At 67.6% G+C, this 16408-nt stretch carries 15 protein-coding genes and 3 pseudogenes; 11 read left to right on the top strand and 7 right to left on the bottom strand.

Going from position 1 to position 16408, the window contains the following annotated elements; translation table 11 throughout:
* Window positions 1-598 precede the first annotated feature (598 nt).
* From ACFVYA_RS45705 to ACFVYA_RS45695, 3 genes and pseudogenes are all read left to right on the top strand, one after another.
* Complete coding sequence (locus ACFVYA_RS45705; RefSeq protein WP_387054308.1) at window positions 599-724, top strand: pentapeptide repeat-containing protein; 126 nt, start codon at window positions 599-601, stop codon at window positions 722-724.
* Window positions 706-876 (top strand): annotated as a pseudogene (locus ACFVYA_RS45700) (hypothetical protein); the annotation flags it as partial. The gene ACFVYA_RS45705 and the pseudogene ACFVYA_RS45700, both read left to right, overlap by 19 nt.
* A gap of 571 nt (window positions 877-1447) precedes the next feature.
* Window positions 1448-2227, top strand: coding sequence for an arginase family protein (locus tag ACFVYA_RS45695; RefSeq protein WP_387054303.1), 780 nt, complete (start codon window positions 1448-1450; stop codon window positions 2225-2227).
* 176 nt (window positions 2228-2403) lie between these two features.
* Here the strand turns inward: ACFVYA_RS45695 and ACFVYA_RS45690 are convergent.
* Window positions 2404-2769 (bottom strand): annotated as a pseudogene (locus ACFVYA_RS45690) (transposase); the annotation flags it as partial.
* Between the two features lie 212 nt (window positions 2770-2981).
* On the bottom strand, window positions 2982-3482 hold the full coding sequence (locus ACFVYA_RS45685) for an anthrone oxygenase family protein (RefSeq protein WP_387054301.1): 501 nt from the start codon (window positions 3480-3482) through the stop codon (window positions 2982-2984).
* Between the two features lie 237 nt (window positions 3483-3719).
* On the opposite strand from ACFVYA_RS45685, the gene ACFVYA_RS45680 reads away from it, so the two are divergent.
* The 4 genes from ACFVYA_RS45680 (at window position 3720) to ACFVYA_RS45665 (ending at window position 5629) form a co-directional block, all read left to right on the top strand.
* Window positions 3720-4160, top strand: coding sequence for a MarR family winged helix-turn-helix transcriptional regulator (locus ACFVYA_RS45680; RefSeq protein WP_387054299.1), 441 nt, complete (start codon window positions 3720-3722; stop codon window positions 4158-4160).
* Window positions 4161-4502: 342 nt separating this feature from the next.
* Complete coding sequence (locus ACFVYA_RS45675; protein ID WP_387054297.1) at window positions 4503-5129, top strand: helix-turn-helix domain-containing protein; 627 nt, start codon at window positions 4503-4505, stop codon at window positions 5127-5129.
* Between the two features lie 24 nt (window positions 5130-5153).
* Window positions 5154-5390, top strand: coding sequence for a hypothetical protein (locus ACFVYA_RS45670; RefSeq protein WP_387054295.1), 237 nt, complete (start codon window positions 5154-5156; stop codon window positions 5388-5390).
* Window positions 5387-5629 (top strand): hypothetical protein, encoded by a 243-nt coding sequence (locus ACFVYA_RS45665; RefSeq protein ID WP_387054293.1) that lies wholly within the window; start codon window positions 5387-5389, stop codon window positions 5627-5629. Before ACFVYA_RS45670 ends, ACFVYA_RS45665 begins: the two co-directional genes overlap by 4 nt.
* A gap of 494 nt (window positions 5630-6123) precedes the next feature.
* On the opposite strand, the gene ACFVYA_RS45660 is transcribed toward ACFVYA_RS45665, so the two are convergent.
* From ACFVYA_RS45660 to ACFVYA_RS45650, 3 genes are all read right to left on the bottom strand, one after another.
* Complete coding sequence (locus tag ACFVYA_RS45660) at window positions 6124-6705, bottom strand: hypothetical protein (RefSeq protein WP_387054292.1); 582 nt, start codon at window positions 6703-6705, stop codon at window positions 6124-6126.
* Between the two features lie 604 nt (window positions 6706-7309).
* Window positions 7310-8308, bottom strand: coding sequence for an alpha/beta fold hydrolase (locus tag ACFVYA_RS45655; RefSeq protein WP_387054290.1), 999 nt, complete (start codon window positions 8306-8308; stop codon window positions 7310-7312).
* 151 nt (window positions 8309-8459) lie between these two features.
* Window positions 8460-8735: an aldo/keto reductase gene (locus tag ACFVYA_RS45650; RefSeq protein WP_387054306.1), complete on the bottom strand. Its 276-nt coding sequence runs from the start codon at window positions 8733-8735 to the stop codon at window positions 8460-8462.
* Between the two features lie 362 nt (window positions 8736-9097).
* Between ACFVYA_RS45650 and ACFVYA_RS45645 the strand changes: the two genes are divergently transcribed.
* The 3 genes and pseudogenes from ACFVYA_RS45645 to ACFVYA_RS45635 all read left to right on the top strand — a co-directional run.
* Window positions 9098-9703: a TetR/AcrR family transcriptional regulator gene (locus ACFVYA_RS45645; RefSeq protein ID WP_387054288.1), complete on the top strand. Its 606-nt coding sequence runs from the start codon at window positions 9098-9100 to the stop codon at window positions 9701-9703.
* A 102-nt stretch (window positions 9704-9805) separates the two neighbouring features.
* On the top strand, window positions 9806-10873 hold the full coding sequence (locus ACFVYA_RS45640) for a Gfo/Idh/MocA family protein (protein ID WP_387054286.1): 1068 nt from the start codon (window positions 9806-9808) through the stop codon (window positions 10871-10873).
* A gap of 16 nt (window positions 10874-10889) precedes the next feature.
* A pseudogene (locus ACFVYA_RS45635) lies at window positions 10890-11143 on the top strand (hypothetical protein); the annotation flags it as partial.
* Between the two features lie 73 nt (window positions 11144-11216).
* On the opposite strand, the gene ACFVYA_RS45630 reads toward ACFVYA_RS45635, so the two are convergent.
* Window positions 11217-13967 (bottom strand): ricin-type beta-trefoil lectin domain protein, encoded by a 2751-nt coding sequence (locus tag ACFVYA_RS45630; RefSeq protein WP_387054284.1) that lies wholly within the window; start codon window positions 13965-13967, stop codon window positions 11217-11219.
* A gap of 100 nt (window positions 13968-14067) precedes the next feature.
* Complete coding sequence (locus ACFVYA_RS45625) at window positions 14068-14274, bottom strand: hypothetical protein (RefSeq protein WP_387054283.1); 207 nt, start codon at window positions 14272-14274, stop codon at window positions 14068-14070.
* On the opposite strand from ACFVYA_RS45625, the gene ACFVYA_RS45620 reads away from it, so the two are divergent.
* Complete coding sequence (locus tag ACFVYA_RS45620; RefSeq protein ID WP_387054281.1) at window positions 14273-14860, top strand: hypothetical protein; 588 nt, start codon at window positions 14273-14275, stop codon at window positions 14858-14860. The two genes, ACFVYA_RS45625 and ACFVYA_RS45620, sit on opposite strands and share 2 nt — an antisense overlap.
* Window positions 14861-16408: the final 1548 nt, after the last annotated feature.

The following is a 16408-nucleotide window of genomic DNA, read 5'->3' as shown; positions in this document are numbered from 1 at the left end:
TCTTCCTACTGGGCATCTCGAGCAGCCTCGTAATATTACCTCAAGTGCTCTATCCGCCATTGAATTCAACTCCAATAAGCCCACGGGCAATTGCAAAACAATGCTCACTCTACACTTCTGCAGGCAATAGCCGGCCTGCTGGTTGCCGTCGGGGCGATAGCAACTTGGCGACAGATGCAGGTGAATCGCGAAGGACACGTAACTGAAAGGTTCACTCGCGCAATCGACCGGTTGGGATCCGACAAATTTGATACCAGGATCGGCGGGCTCTACGCGCTGGAGCGGATACCCCGTGATTCGAAAGATGATCGAGTAGCTGTCACTGAAGTCATCGCAGCCTTCTTGCGTAGCCAGGCGCAATGGGGCGCCAACGACGGAAAAGTCCCAGATTGGCCCCCTAATCCGCCCGTCGAAAAGGATCTTCCATGGCTTCGAGACCGAGCACCTGACGTCCACGCGACAATTACCATCCTTGAAAGGAATCCGGCAGTGAAACTTGTCCATCGACTTTCCTTGTCTCGACTCGATCTTCGTCGGGCATACCTCCTTCGAGGCGCCCAACCTGGAATACGCGTGCCTGAACAAGTCGCAACTCCGAATGACCTTCCTCAATAAAGCAATCCTCAGAGATGTGCAGCTTGTAGGTACCGACTTGAGTGGCGCTTCCATGCGCGATGCAGATCTCCGACGAGCCAACTTCACGGACGCAAAATTCGAAATGTAGATCTCCGCGGCGCAAACTTTTTCGGAGCCATCCTGAGCGAAAGCCAGTTGGCAAATTGTCAGACCGGTGCGGATACAATCTCGCCGGACGACATTACGGGGGTGAACAGAGGGCCAATAACAGATACCGACGGTATCGCCATGGACCAATAGGGCGATCTTCCGCCGCTGCTTGATTTTGGTAGTCCGGAGAACGTAGTTTTGCGGCGTCCAGCCCTGAAGGATGGGCATCCAGGTTGCGTGTGGGAATTCGCGGGCCAGGTAGAGGTAGGACTCCGAGGTCCATTCCTGGTGCTTGAGCACCGTGGCTCCGGAGTGGGCGACCACGTCCGGTTCGCAGGGATAGTCAAGGGGCGCAACGAATTCCGGGTATCCGCAGTCCGACATGAGCCGGTGGACCATGCCGCCGTAGGTGTCTTCGTTCCAGCGCCAAGTGCCGGTCGCGGATCTCGGCGTAGCCTCCGTTCCCCAGAATGAGGTGTCTCATGAGACGCAGAGCAACTGTCCGCGCCGCGCTGCTGGATGGCTCGCGGTGAGCCGAGCCGAGAGTGCTTGGATTCGGCACTGATCGTTGCGTCGTTTCGGGCGTAGGCCGCGGGGCGACCGCGCCTGCCACCGGCGTGCTCAAGCCGGTTCCGATCCCGTCGTGGCTCGACAACCAGAGGGAGGACACCCCAGGAGCCCTTCGGCGGCCCTGTGGCGTTCGCATGTCTACCCTGGCCCTATGACCATCGCCGTGCCTTACCACCAGGATGAACGGTTGCCCGACAGCAGCATCCCGCTGCCGGGGTCGGCCGTCATCGAGACCGTCGAAGCCCCCTTGCCCGAAGGGGATATCTGGACGCGTCTGGTGGCCTTGTTCGACGTCGTGGCGGACAGGGTGACTGCCCGGCTCGGGGCTCAGGAGGCCGTCGCGCCGGTCGTGGTGTCCGGAGATTGCCTGGTCGTGAGCGCCACAATCACGGGTGCGCAACGTGCGGGCTTTGACCCGTCGGTGGTCTGGTTCGACGCGCACGGCGATGTGCACACCCTGGACAGTTCGACCTCGGGTTACCTCGGTGGCATGGCGCTGCGGCTCGTGCTGGGCGCGCACGAGGAACGATTCGCGGCACCGTTGGGGCTTCGTCCCCTGACCGAACGCCAGGCGGTGCTCGTTGATGCACGCGATCTCGACCCCGCCGAGGTCGACTACCTCGCCGGCAGCGACGTCCGGCGCCACGGAGTCGAGGACCTCCAGGCCACGACGTTGCCTGACGGGCCGCTCGTGCTGCACATCGACGTGGACGTGATCAGCACCGATGAACTGCCGGGGATGCGCTTTCCAGCCCCGAACGGACCAACGCAGCGAGCCGTTCTCGACGCCGCGCGCCGCGTGCTGGCCACGGGCCGTGTCATCGCCGTCGACATCGCTTGTCCTTGGCACCCGGCCCGTGACGAGCAGGACACCGCCACCCGGGCAGGTCTGCTCACCGAACTCCTCACCGCGGCCCGGGACGGGCTCTGAGATCACGACGCTGTCGGCAGTCACCTGGCACGACCACCTGGGTCGGTCCGGCGAGGCGCGGTCGCAGAAGTCCCTTGGTCCGTGGAGTCCACTGCTGCGGGCCCAACTCCTTGGGCGGACGAGGAGACGACGGTTCCGCTGCGGCCGAGTAAGAGCGTGTCTCACTTGGTTAGGGGTCAGTTCAGAAGGAGTTTGCGGAGGCAGATCATGGAGCAGGCGAGGCTGAGGATGGCTTGGCGGACGTTGGCTCGGCGTTCGGTGCGGATGCGCAGGCGGCGGAAATTCTTCAGCCAGGCGAAGATGCGTTCGACGGGTCAGCGGATGGTGCCCAGGCCTGAGCCGTGCTCGGTGCCGCGGCGGGCGATGAGCGGGATGATGCCGCGGGCGCGGACCAGGCGGCGGTACTCGTCGTGGTCGGCGTAGAGCCGGCGAGGCTGGCGCCGTGGCTTGCCGACCACGCCGCGGATCGGCGGGATGGCGTCGAGCAGCGAAATCAGCTGGGTGACGTCATTGCGATGACCGCCGAACAGCGCCGTCGGCAGCCGGGGCCTCGGCGTGAGGGTTTCGGGACGCTGGCGGGGTAGGCGAGATGTGGACGCAGGTTCCGAAACCCCCGGCGGACCCTGGGGTGAGCCGTCGGCTGGTCGGGGTTTCTCCCGGGGTCGTGCCTGCCACGGCACCGCCGCTCGACGCTGCTGGATCTCGCCGGGAGTACCCGCCCACCTGACTGCCGTTGCGGCCCGAAGCCGGCTCCTCACGACGCCAGGACTCCTTCTGCGTGTCGGTCGCCACGTCCGGCCTCCATGGCGCGGGCGACGAGTGTGATGATGAGGAGGAACGCGACGAGCGCGGCCAGGCTTCGGATGACGTTGAACATCTCCCACCGGTCGAGGATCGTGCGGTAGTCCGGCGGTGGCGTGGTGGCGGCCCACACCTTGATCTGGCCGTTGATGGGCACGTTGCCGAACCGGGTGACCAGAAAGGACGCGACGGCGAGCAGGCCGGCTACGCCCGCGAGGTACCGCGCCGTGCCGCGGGACAGCCCGGCCAGCGCAGCCGTGCTGAGGATGGCGAGGGCCATGGCGGTCTGCATCACCGGGCCGCTCATGCGCATGAGTGTCGTGTGGAAGGTCAGGCGCACGTCGAGTGGTACCGCGTTGAACGTGGTCTGGACGTTGACGGCGCCGTAGCCGAACGCGCCCGCGAGCACGCCGGTGGACAGCAGGGCGAGTCCGGTGACGACGCGGACCGGCATGGTGGTTCTCCTTGGTTTCATGACTGCTTTCATGGCTGGTCGGCCGCGAGTCGCGTTGCTCGGCCGCGGGGCGGTCTCGGGCGAGGACGGTGTGGATGCCGGGCTGGTGGGGATGCTCGCGAGAAGGTCCGCAACGACGCCTCGTAGTAGCCACGACGGTGGCAATGGTCACACTCATGCCCCTCGTGCTAGATTCAAATGAATCGGATTCATTTGAAGCTAACATAGGATGTGTCGATGCCTCAACGCACCCGCGCCAGCCTTCGGCTCGGCCTGCTGTTGCGCCAGGCGCACCGACGAGCCGCAGCCGCACTGAACGACGCTCTCGCCCCGCTGAACCTGACCAGCAAGCACTTCGGCGTACTCCTGCTCCTCGACCGCGACGGCGTCTCGACGCAGCGGGACCTGATTCGCGAAACCGGCAGCGACAAGGCCGGCATGGTCCGCACCGTCGAGGACCTGGAAAACGTCGGCTACCTGAGCAGGACTCGGTCCACGACGGACAAACGCGTCTCCGAGCTGACCCTCACCGCGGCCGGCCGGGCCGCGTTCGAAACCGCGACGAGGGCCGGCGGTGCCGCCGGCCGGGAGCTGTTCGAACCGTTCACGGAGGCTGAGCTCGAGGTGTTCGAGGACCTGCTGACTCGATTCGTCGACGCAGGACGCAGCCACGCGTGACCGTGTTGCGCGGCCCGGAGCCGGACTCCGGAACGAGGCTCGAGACCGGTGACTTCGGGCTGCGCGGTTGGTCTTCGACGCTCTCGGCGCACTCCTGACTGGGTTGGGTTCCGTTGTGGCAGAAGACAAGGGAGCCGTTCGGCGAGTGGTGATCGTGGCATACGACGGTGTGCAGGTACTCGACGTCGCGTGTCCGAGCGGCGCCCTGGAGATCGCCAATTCCCACGGCGCCACACCTCCCTACGGGATCGAGCTGGCGACGGTTTCGGGGAAGCCGCCCGCAGCTCGTCGGGGATCGTGCTGGCCGGGCGCGGCGGCTGGCGGCGGTGACCGCAGATCAGCGTGTTCCTGTCCGGCCCCCCGCCCACCAACCGGCTGGTGCGCGACCTGCTCGGCCACATCGCCGCGCACCTGGCCGAGGACCTCAGTCCGCCGACGCTGGCGCACCGGGCCGGGATCACCACCCGCCATCTGAACCGGCTGTTCGCCACCCATCTGGGCCGGACCCCGGCCCGCGCGGTGCGGGCCGCGCGGACCGAGGCTGCCGCGCACCTCGCACGGAGCAGCGACCTACCGCTGGCCGCGGTCGCGCGCCGCTGCGGGTTCACCTCGGCGTCGACGTTGCGGGAGGCGTTCCTCAACCACTACGGCCTCAGGGGACACGATTCGCCGGATGCCGGACATGCCGGTCCCGTCCGGCACGTGAACCGCCCACACTTCTCAGGCATGATCGCTACGCAAACCACCCGCAGGACGGCGCTGACCGGCGTGGCGGCGACCGCGGCGCTGGGCCTCACGGCCGGGCCGGCGAACGCCTGGACCCGGGGTCCGCGGATCGGCGTCCTGCTCTACGACGGCTTCAGCCTCCTGGATCCGGCAGGACCGGCCGAACTGCTGTCCCGGCTGCCGGGCGCGACGGTGACGATGATCGCCGAGCACCGCGGCCCGGTCCGCAGCGACACCCGGTAGGTCTCGGTCCTCGCCGAACGTTCGGTGGCCGAGATCGACCGGCTCGACGTGCTGCTGGTGCCCGGTGCGGGCAACCGTGGGACGGTCGCCGCGATGCAAAACCCGGTCCTGCTCGACTGGATCCGCCGCATCGACCGGCACACGACGTGGACCACCTCGGTCTGCACCGGCGCGCTGATCCTCGGGCGGCCGGCCTGCTCCGAGACCGCGGGACCACGTACTGGGCCTCGGCCAGCTACCTGGAGAGCACGTTCGGCGTGAAGTACGTATCCGACCGGTACGTCCGGACCGGCAAGGTCATCACGGCCGCCGGTGTGTCCGCGGGCATCGACCTCGCGCTCTGCCTCGCCGCCCTGATCGCCGGCGAAGAGACCGCCCGCGCCGTCCAGCTCGCCGTCGAATACGACCCCCACCCTCCCGTCGACTCCGGCAACGCCGCCACCGCCGGCCCCGAACTGAAAGCCCTCGCGCTGCAGCTGCTGGCCCAGTCGCAGAAGTAACTGCCGCCCGACACCGGATACCGCCGCCGACCCTGCGCTACGAACGCAAAGCCGGACACTTCCTCGCCCTCGGAGCCAGCCTCACCACATGAGCCAAGCTCTTAGCTCCACATCGCAACGAACCCCTTCGTTTCAGCTTTATTGGCTGGTCGGAGAGGTCTTCTGCGTTTCGGGTTCGATCTTCGATGATCGCCTCCGGTGTGATCTTGTGCTCTTGGTGGGGCAAAACTGGAGCACTGCCCCATCCCCGGCACAGCGTCGACGCGGTGTTCCCGCTGCTCCCCGGCTCGCCCGGCGGGTGACCCCCACCGTGGCGAAGAGGGGGACGACCGTCGCCACCCGCCCACTGTCGGCCACACTCGGTGACGGTGTCGGCGGTAGTGGCGCCGCGGTGTGCCAGCGGTGCTCCAGGTCGTCGAGCAGCCGTTGCTCGACCTCCGGTGCGCCGCCGGCGATCAGCCAGGTCTCGTGGCTGTGCCGCAGCCCGTGGAAGGTCAACCCGGGCCGGACCGCCGCGCACCCCGCCTTGGTTCCGGACGCCTCGCTACCGTCGACCGCTGGGCGGAAGACGCGACGAAGGAACGTCGAGCGCCACAACCACGTCCCGCTCGGCGTCGTGAACACGAACTCGTACCGGTGCCGGTGCCGGGCGAGATGGTCTCGCAGCAGCGCGACCAGGAACGGCGGGAGCGCGATCGTCCGTGCGAGGCCCGGGTCTTCGGCGGCCCCAGCCACAGCATCGACCCCGACTCGTGCAACGCACCCACCAGCGGATCAATCACGATCACGCCACGTCCGAGATCGACATTGTCGCGACGGAGACCGGCCAGCTCGCCCCACCGGCAGCCGGTCCACGCCGCGGTGATGACCAGCAGCCGTGCGATCGGTCCGCCGAGGACACCGGCCTGCTCGGACAACCGCACCACCTGCTCCGGCGTCGCCCAGATCCGCTCCGCCACGGCCCGCCGTGACCGCCGGCCACAACGCCTCCGCCGGCGCACCGCGTTGAACGGGATCAGCCGCTCGCCGGCGGCATCGGTCAATAGCGTCGACAGGAGGTTCAGCTGCGAGCTCACCGTCGACGGGGCGATCCCCGCTCGCTCCAGCTCTCGAGCCCACTCGGTCACGCCCAACCGTTGGCTCGCAACTGTGTAGTTCCCATCCGACACCGTCGCCTGGATCGTGGACGACGGGACCTGAGCGAACCGCGCCTGAGTCTTCTGACGATCGCCTCCATCGCCGCACGATGGGGCTTCAGGCGGCCCGCCGACTTCAGCCCGCCATACGGGCATCAGCCCTCAGCAGCACCGACTCAAAGGCCGATGATTCAGGTAGCTAGGCACGCACGAGTCGACGGCGGTTGAGGACCGGCGTGAAGGAGGAGCCGAAGCAACGGCTGGGCCCAGACCTGGCCCGAATACACTCTGGCCGACCCTGGGCGCCGGCCGCCGGCGCGGAATACAGCAGTTTCTCAATACCGCTCATCACCATGCATTCGGGCGGAGTTGCGGCCATGTGACCTCCGCCGTGTGGCGAAGACTCGGGTGCGGCCTGACCGTGGTCGACGCCACGACCCTCGAGGATCGGCGGCGGCCACCGCATCGAGAACGTCAGGGCGTGCACGGTCCTCGGACAGTGCACGCCCTGACGTTCAGAGGTTGGTGTCAGCGCCTCCGGCCGTCAGCGCAGAAACTCGAGCAGCAGCGCGGTGAGCTCCCGCGGTCGTTCTTCGGTGAGCCAGTGGCCAGTGTCGGCCATTACCTGGGTCTCGACGTTCGAGGCGTAGCCCTTCCACTGAGTACCGACGGCACTGCTCAGCGCCTCTTCGCCACCGACGGCCAGGACCGGCATCTTCAGTAGCCCCGCTTCACGGAACTTCTCGTTCTGGGCAATGTCGGTGTGAAGCGCTTGGTACATGTCCATCCACGCCTTGAACCGGCCGGGTTCGCGGAGGGATCGGGCGTAGAACTCGTAGTCGCCGGTGTCAAACGCACTGTCCACTGCCAGGTACTGCTCGATGAACCCCTTGACCAGGTCACGCTCGTGCCCGCGGACAAGATCCTGAGCGAAGTCCTTCTGGAAGAATCCCAGGTGCCACGTCGAAAGCTCACCCTCGGGAGAGAAGGCCGGGAACGTGTAGAGGGACCGGTCGGGGATGGGCCCCTCCATCACCACCATCCTGCTGACCTCGGTGGGCCACATCGCGGCGTACGGGTAGGCAATCCACGCGCCGATGTCGTGGGCCACGATCTGGATGCCCTTGTTGAGGTTGAGGTGGGCGAGCAGCGTGTGCACGTCGTTGGCCAACTGTGTCGTGTCGTAGCCGGTCTCCGGAATTGAGGAGTCACCGGTTCCGCGAAGGTCGACAGCGATCACGGTGTGGTTCTTGGCGAGTGCCTGAAGTTGCGGCTCCCACTCGGCGGACGTCTGCGGAAAGCCGTGCAGAAGAACGACCGGTGAGCCGTTGCCTCCGCGGAGGTAGTGCATCCGGAAACCGTTCACCCGCGCGTAGTTCGACTGGTAGCCGATCGGCGGCCGGTTGGTCTGGGTGGCGGCACTCTGCACGGCAGCCGACTCCGGCCTTGCGGTCACGGCGGCATCGGCCGAGACCAGGCCGGTCCCCACGACAGTGGTGGCCGCAGTGATGGCGGCAACGACTACCCTGGTCAGGACCGTCATTCTCTTTCTCATGTTTTCCCTTAAAGGTGTGATCGGCCTTGTGCCGATCGCTGTGAATGCAGCCGTCCGTTCGGAACGGGCCCGAGTTCGCTGTCGCTCAGCGGTTGACGGCGGCCATGTTGGCTTCGTCGTAGCGGTCACCGGCGGCCGACTACAGGTTGTTCAGCCGGGCGACCTGGGCGTCGGTGAGTTCGATGCCGTCGGCGGCGGTGTTTTCCTCCAGCCGGTCGATGCGTGTGGTGCCGGGGATGGGGGCGATGTCGTCGCCCTGGGCGAGCAGCCAGGCGAGGGCGACCTGTGCGGGTGTGGCCCCGGCTTCGGCGGCGACGGCGGTGACCTCGTCGACGATGCGCAGGTTGAGTTCGAGGTTGCCGCCGGTGAATCGCGGGTTGGTGCGGCGCCAATCGTCGGCGTCGAGGCCGTCCAGCGAGCGGATGTTGCCGGTGAGGAACCCGTGGCCGAGCGGCCGGCGGTGTCGATGTGGGTGACGCCGAGATCCAGGGCGTGCCGGATCGTGCGGATCGACTGGTCGTTCAGCCGGCCGGCTCCGGTGTAGAAGGCTGACATTCCCATCGCGCCGAGACCGATGCGGGAGATCTCCAGCCCTCCGAGTGAGGTGGTTTTCATCCTGATGTCCCCTTTCTGATGTGAGGCCGACTGCTTTAAGTTCCGATCGGTACAGAACGCTAGCACATTGGGACCGATCGGTACTAAAGTCTGCGAAGGAGGAGAGACAGCGGCCGCGCCATGGGCCGGCCGCGTCAGCTCTGGAGCGAGGAGGATGCCGCTATGAGTGGTTCGCGGAGCACAGCGTTCGGTCGCCCCAGAGAGTTCGACGTCGACGAGGCGCTCGAGCGCGCCATGCAGGTGTTCTGGGCTCGGGGCTACGACGGAACGAGCCTGACGGATCTGACCGGCGCCATGGGAATCACCAAGTCGAGCATGTACGCCGCTTTCGGCAACAAGGAGCAGCTCTTCCGCAAGGCCGTGGAGCGCTACGCCGAGGGGCCGGCCTCCTATGCCACGCGCGCCCTGCACGAGCCCACGGCACGAGGAGTGGCCGAGGCGTTCCTTCGCGGAGCCGTCCGGACCACGACATCGCCCGGCGCCCCCGCCGGATGCCTGTCCGTTCAGGGCGCACTGGCGCTCAGCGAGCAGGGCCGCCCGGCGCACGATGTGCTCGTCGACTGGCGCAACGATGCGGGCGTACGGCTCGAGGAGCGCTTCCGGCGTGCCGTCGACGAAGGCGACCTCGGGCCGGACGCCGATCCGAGGCGTCTCGCCCGTTTCATCATGACGATGGGATTCGGCATCGCGGTCCAGGCCGCGAACGGCCTGGGGACCGACGAACTCGATGAGATCGCCGCCACGGCGCTGCTCGCCTGGCCGGGCTAGCGGACCGGGCCAGCTTCTGTACCGAGAGACCATAACTGGCGAAGGGGAAGCGAAAGGAAGGCGATGGCAGAACCCGGAAGACGGCCGACCAGTGTCGGGATCGTGGGCCTGAGCGCGTCGGGAGGATGGGCGGCCGGAGCACACCTGCCCGCACTGTCGGCCGTCGACGGCATGGAACTGACCGCTCTGGCGACGAGTTCCGAAGCCTCGGCGGTCGCTGCCGGCGCCGCGTTCGGGGTGCCCGGCTACGCATCGGTCAAGCAGCTCGCAGAGGACGAGACCGTCGACCTGGTGGTCGTCGCGGTCAAGGTGCCCAGGCATCGCGAGCTGATATTGCCCGTGCTGGAGGCAGGCGTACCGGTGCTCAGCGAGTGGCCGTTCGCCGTCGATCTGGCCGAGGCCGAGGAAATGCACCAAGCCGCCCGCGGGACGCGCACCTTCATCGGGCTCCAGGGGCGTTCATCACCCACCACCCGCTGGCTGGCCGACCTCGTCGCCGGCGGATACGTGGGAAAGGTGCTGTCCGCGACAGTGCTGGCGTCATCGGCCGAGTGGGGTACCCCCGTCTCCGAGCGCATGCGATACACGCTCGACCGCGCACTCGGGACCACGATGCTCACCGTCGCCTTCGGGCACGCCATCGATCTGGTGTCCATGATCGTCGGCGAGTTGCAAGACGTAGTCGCTTCGACAGCGGTCCGGCGACCGCTCGTCCCCTTGGGCCAAACCGGCCGGACGGTCCCGATGACAGCGGAGGATCAAATCGCCGTCTCGGGCACGTTGCCGGGCGGAGCCGTTCTCTCCGCCCATCACCGCGGCGGAACGCTGTCGGGACCTGGATTCTCTCTTCTCGTCGACGGCACTGAGGGAACCCTCGAAGTCACCGCCGCCACCGGGTACCCGCACCTCGGCCCCGTCACGGTACGCGGCTCACGCGGTCGCGCCCGGCTGTCGGAGCTGACCTTGCCCGACGACTACGACGATTACCCCCATCTGGCCGGAACACCGATTCACACTTTGGCGCACGCCTACGCGGCGGTCCGCAACGATCTCACCCACGGCACCGCGACCGCCCCGGACTTCACCCACGCCGTCAAACGTCACCGGCTCCTGGACGCGATCGGCCGGTCCGCCGCCGAAGGACGACGAGTGTCTCTCCCGGACTTCTGACAAGAAGACCTATGAACGCACCCTGCACACCGGTGCCGGGCTGCTCACCGACAGACAGAAGGACCGACTCGCCCCGCTGTTCGCTGATGACGCCCGCATCGAGGTCGAGGCCACCTGGGGCATCTACCAGCGGATGATCGCCGCTTACAGCGCCAAGGGCCGCGAACTGATGGTCAAGCTCATCGAGTCGATCACCAGCGGCCCCACTACATCGCCAGGAGCCTGCTCGAGCCCGGCGGCTTCAGGCCGCACCTACACCCCCGACTGTGAAGAGTCGTTTCTCCCGAGGTCACGCGGGGGGCGGACAACCCGGAACGACCACTCCCCCGCGCGACCTGCCTGCTCAGCGGCGGGACCACCGCTGGTTCGCCGCGCCGGTGCACGGCCAGATGACGAACGGGGTGCCGTCGGCCGTGCCGTGGCCCTGCACGTCGAGGCACTTGCCGGACCCGACGTTGACGACCGCGCCACCGGACTGGACCCGCCACTGCTGCGTCGCGGCCCCGGTGCAGCCGTGGATCTGGACCGTGGTGCCGTCGGCCGTTCCACCGTCGGCGGTCTCGAGGCACTTGGTGTCGAAGACCTCGAGCTGGTTCGTCGCCGTCGAGGTCCACGCCTGGTTGCTGCCGTTGTTACAGCCCCACAGCGCCGGCACCGTGCCGTCGGCCTGGTTCGCCCCTGGGACGTCGGCGCATTTGCCCGACTCCGCGGACTTGAGGATGCCGTCGGTGTCGCCGCGAGCCCACTTCTGGTTGGCACCCCCGTAGCAGTCCCAGAGCACCAGTGCGGTACCGGGGGCCGTGCCGTGCGCGCTCGCGTCGAGGCAGCGGCCCGATCCGGAGTTGACGACCGAGCCGTCGGCGTCGACCGTCCACCGCTGCGCGGCGGAGTTGTCGCAGTCGCCGATCTGGACGGGTGCCCCGTTGGCCGTGCCGCCGGCCAGGCACTTGGTCCCGTAGACCTTCAGCTGCCCGTCCGGGGTCGCGGTCCAGCTCTGGTTCCCGCCGCCGGTGCAGTCCCACAGGGCGACGGCGGTGCCGTTGACCTGGCTGGCCGCCGGGACGTCGGCGCACAGCCCTGCCTCCTGGCCTTTGAGGATGCCCCCGAAGTCGCCGTCGGCGTTCGGGGTGACGGTGACGTTGTCGAAGAGGTTCATCTGGTAGCCGACGACGCCCACGCCGACGAGCCCGGCGGTGAACGCCGTGTCGGTGACCGTGCCGAGGGTTGCGCCGTCGAGGCTGGCGGTGATCCGGTTGCCGCTGAAGCCCAGCTTGACCGTGTGCCAGGTGTTCAAGCCCAGCGCCGCGCGGGAACCGGAGGCGAGGGTGGTGAGCACGCCACCGCTGCTGTTCTTGGCGATCGACCAGGCGCCCGTGTCGGCGATGCGTAGCTGGTAGGCGGCCTGGTGGCTCTGCGGCCGGTTCTGCGTGTTGGCGCGGCCGAGCAGGGTCACCGTGCCGGCCTGCCGCATGTCGACGTCCGTGCTGACGGTGTAGTTGCTCCAGTGCGGATCGCCGACGAGGGTGAAGGCGTCGCTGTCGTCCTGCCAGTTGATCGGCCGGATCGGCGCGACCTGCTGCAGGCACTGCCCGCCGCGGCCGGCGGCGCACGGCCGGACCTCGAACGAGCCCTGCATGTCGGAGAAGTACTTCGCGGCGCTGCGCGTGGGGTAGCTGTCGAAGGTGTCGGAGTAGGGCAGGCTCAACGTGCCGGCCGCCGGGCTCGTCGCGGTGCCCTTGCCTTGTCCGGTCGTCGTGGTGACCGTGTAGATCCGGTTCGGTTGCAGGGTCAGCGAGTACTTCCCCGACGAAGGCGTGACGTCGGCCTGCTTCACGAAGTGGTCGGCGACGTCGGAGGAGCCGAGGTCGGTGGACCAGACGTGCGCGGTGCCGCCGTTGAGGTTGCCGGAAACGGTGACGTCGACGGTCTGGGCGGCCGTCGCGCCGGTGGTTTCGTAGATGGTCGAGTAGTCGGTGCCGTTGGTGGACTTCAGCGAGATGTAGCTGCCGTTGGCGCGGTTGCCGCCGAGGTAGCCGCTCGCCGAACCGGTGAGGAACTTCCAGCCGGGCTTGGTGAACTGGGCCACCTGCGCGTTGGCCCACAGGTTCTTCCCGAGCTGGTAGGCGCCGGACCACGGCGTGTTCGCGGTGGCCAGGCCGACCGTGCTGTAGGGCAGGTTCGAATACAGCGCGGCCACCAGCGGCCAGTTCATGAACCCGGTCATCTGCCCGTCGAGGTAGCCCCGGGTGATGGTGCGGATGTAGGCGGCCGAACCGGTGTTGAAGTCCTGGGAGCCGAACTCGCTGGCCCACAACGGCTTCCCGGTGGCGACGGCGTTCGCGGACGATCCGCAGGTGGTCGCCTCCGAGAGGTAGCCGCACGGGTAGTGGGAGCCGACGACGCCGACGGCGGCGTTGAACCGGCTGTCGGCCAGCATGTCGTCGGCGGTGTTCCAGCCGGTGTCGTCACCGACGATCTGCACGGAGCCGTAGCCGCGGGAGTTCAGCGCCGAGCGCAGGTTCTCGTACCAGGTCTTGTCGTGGCCGCGTTCGTTCCAGCCGCCGAGGTAGCTGATGGTCAGGCCGTGCCGCTTGGCGCAGTCCAGCCAGGAGATGTCGTAGTCGATCATGTCCTGGGACCAGAAGTTCCCGCCGCCGATCCAGCCCGGCGCCGCCCAGGGCAGCGCCACCAGCTTGATCTCCGGGTTGCGGGCGACGGCTTGTTCGCCGAGCCAGAACTCGTAGCCGGCGTTGCAGTCGATTTCGCCGCGCACGTGCTGGTGGCTCGGCTCGGCGCCGTCGGTGGAGTTCGCGTCCCCGCCGATCTCGAGTTTCAGCAGCTGCACGGCGGCGCCGTAACCCGGTTTGAACAGGTAATCCAGCAGCTGCGCCCGTTGCGCGGGTGGGTAGTCGATCAGCAGCCGGGAGTTCCCGCCACCGCCGCTGATCGCGCCGACGCCGTCGAAGGTGCGGCCGGTTTCGCCGCCGTTGACGGCGATCGTGGTGGTCGCCGCGGCGGCGGGCACCGCGGTCGCCACGAGCGTCGAGGTGGCGAGCAAACCTGCCGAGAGCAGGAGAAGAAGGCGGCGGGGCATGGGAGGCTCCTTCGGACTCGGCGGGAGGAGGTGGAGCTCCGCAGGTCGGCGACGAGTCGAACGTGCGCGATACCAGCACAGTCCCCGGCTCGGCGTGGAGTCAAGGCTCGGTGGCGATCATGTCTCGTGATTGGTCCGGTCCGGCGAGAAGCTCGTTGCCGACATCGGAAAAGTGGCCGAAGGGGCAGACGTTGCCGGCACTGGTTGACGTCACCGGTCGCCGGGCACGAAGATCCCGCCCACGAAGCTGGAAGCCGGCATACCGGCTGACCGAGGAGAGATTCTTGTCCGGTAGAACGATCGCCATGACGCGGACCGCTCGACGACCGGCGGCGCGGTGGCTTTTCCCGCTGGTGCCACCGATGGTCCTGCTCGTGGCGGCGTGTGGTCCGGCTCGCGTTGCCGGGTCGGCGAACGCGGCCACGACCGGCCCGCCCACCTCGGTGGCGGACGTCCCGGCCGCGACGTCTTCGGCAGCGGCCGCTTCCGGCGCCGAGACCCCCGGCCGCGCCGTCGAGCGGTGGGTCACCCAGATCCTGCAGGCGCAGTACACGGAGGCGTGCCTGTCCAGCGCTCCGGCGCTGCCCGCGGGTCAGGACGCCGAGTCCTTGTGCAGGAAGCCCCAAGCCCTGACGAGCGCCAAGTCGCTGCGCGAGGCGTGGGCGAAGCCGGGCGTCAAGCTGCCGCCCGCGGGAAAGGTCGAGGTCGGCACCGTGAAGGCGACAGGCGACAAGGTCACGGTGCCGGACACGGCGGTCAAGCTCGACGGTCGTACGTTGCGCAGTCTCGAGCTCATCGGCGCCAGCGGGGACGTCGGCTCGTTCAGTCTGAGTTTGAAGGTGGAGAAGCGCGAGAGAGCCTGGTACGTCACGGGTTTCGATCTCGACGCCTGACGCCGGAGGAGTTCGCCGGCGGCCTTGGCACGCCCAGCTTCAGACCCACCGCTCCGCTCCCTGCTCGCGGGATCCACCCGGTCCCGCCAGGCACGCAGGGCGGCACCCAGGTGAAGGCGACGTCCCGGCCCCCCTTGCCTCTTACACCACCTCGCTCGCAGCACTAGCGGGCAACGCCACTCCGTGGCTGCTCGCGCTGAGTGAGGCTGTCACCGGCATCGCCTTCACCCCGGAAGGACTCGACGCGCCACACACACTTCTCCGTCCTGGTGAAGTCTCCAGCCCGGAATCTCGGCATCGGCGATCGAACATCCGCTATTGGCACCCCTCTATGTCAAGAGGGTCGCTGCTGCAGGGGGTAGGCTTGCTGGTGGCGGTCCGGGAAGTGACTTGTCCGAAGAGTCGATCGTTGGGGTTGGGTCGGCCGCGCTGGATGTCAGAGTCGCCCCCGAGTGTCCTCCCGGGCTCGCCGCTGTAGCGCGTTTGGTGTCCCGGACGCGAACTCGGTACCGCCCGTACCGCCGCGGTCAGCCGCCTGCACCGACTACTACTGGAGCTGATTCCTTGGCGTGCGCAGCGCCACCACCGCGACCGAGTGGGCGTCGGTCTTGCGGCCTTGCCCGGTGGAGAACACCGCGCCCGCGCGGACAGCTTCGCCGGCACGTCCAGCACGGTCGGGCCGTCGACGACCAGCCGCTGCGCCAGGTGCTCACCAATTCCGTTGCAGCCCTCCACCGCCCATATCCGAGCCGGATACCGTCGGCCCTGCGCGAGCATTTCGCGGTACCCGGGCGATTCCTGGGAACCGACCCTGACCGAGAACACGCTCCGCTCGATCGAGTATTTCGATTATGGCGGATCGTTTGTGCGGATCCATGCCAATAACAACCGGACTCAATTTCGCTGTCCTCCTCACCGGCAACAGGGACAGCGAGGAGGGCAACGCTACTTCGAGCCGGGCAGACCCCTCTTGAGCCACAACCTCGCCCGGTGCCCGGCGGAGACACACGCCAAAAGAGAGCCACACTCAACCACCGTGGGCAGCCGAAAAGAGAGCGACCCGCCGAGCACCTCGACCGAGCCTGGCCCGGCACCGGTCGTACCGCCAGTCTGAAGTAGCCGATAAGCGTGCCATCCGACGAAGCGACAACAGGAGCACCTCGCTGCCCCTCCAACTACGGCGGGTCGGGGGGGGCGAATGGACTGGTGGTTGACCCGCAGGGTGCCGGCCTCCAGGTGCTGGTGAGCTCGGCCAGCAAGTTCCACCTGGTGCTGGTCGTCGCCAGCGGGGGGCGTAGATCCAGGGGCGGACGGGGCGCGTTGCGCAGGCGCGGACGGGGATGAACCGGCGGTTCGCACGATCCCACCAGACCACGCGGTCGAACTGAGCTATGTTCCAGGTCGCCGAACCGGGACTAATGTTGATGGACTCAAGGAGATCGATTCGAGCTAGTGCTTCATCAAGCAACGTTGGGTAGGTAATCGGGGCGGCGGATCTTGGAGTTGACGGCGAAGTGGCGTTTGGGGTGGCAGTGGCGGTTGCGCCAG

Source organism: Amycolatopsis sp. NPDC058278, assembly GCF_042881395.1.
Classification (GTDB): Bacteria; Actinomycetota; Actinomycetes; order Mycobacteriales; family Pseudonocardiaceae; genus Amycolatopsis.
Note: the sequence above shows the minus strand (reverse complement) of the source record. Positions and strands in the feature narration are given on the sequence as shown.

Excerpts from the sequence above, each read along its gene's own strand:
- ACFVYA_RS45655 (WP_387054290.1), bottom strand. The coding sequence starts at position 8,308 with ATGACGGTCCTGACCAGGGTAGTCGTTGCCGCCATCACTGCGGCCACC.
- ACFVYA_RS45625 (WP_387054283.1), bottom strand. The coding sequence starts at position 14,274 with ATGGCGATCGTTCTACCGGACAAGAATCTCTCCTCGGTCAGCCGGTAT.
- ACFVYA_RS45680 (WP_387054299.1), top strand. The coding sequence starts at position 3,720 with ATGCCTCAACGCACCCGCGCCAGCCTTCGGCTCGGCCTGCTGTTGCGC.
- ACFVYA_RS45630 (WP_387054284.1), bottom strand. The coding sequence starts at position 13,967 with ATGCCCCGCCGCCTTCTTCTCCTGCTCTCGGCAGGTTTGCTCGCCACC.
- ACFVYA_RS45645 (WP_387054288.1), top strand. The coding sequence starts at position 9,098 with ATGAGTGGTTCGCGGAGCACAGCGTTCGGTCGCCCCAGAGAGTTCGAC.
- ACFVYA_RS45705 (WP_387054308.1), top strand. The coding sequence starts at position 599 with ATGACCTTCCTCAATAAAGCAATCCTCAGAGATGTGCAGCTTGTAGGT.
- ACFVYA_RS45695 (WP_387054303.1), top strand. The coding sequence starts at position 1,448 with ATGACCATCGCCGTGCCTTACCACCAGGATGAACGGTTGCCCGACAGC.
- ACFVYA_RS45620 (WP_387054281.1), top strand. The coding sequence starts at position 14,273 with ATGACGCGGACCGCTCGACGACCGGCGGCGCGGTGGCTTTTCCCGCTG.
- ACFVYA_RS45685 (WP_387054301.1), bottom strand. The coding sequence starts at position 3,482 with ATGCCGGTCCGCGTCGTCACCGGACTCGCCCTGCTGTCCACCGGCGTG.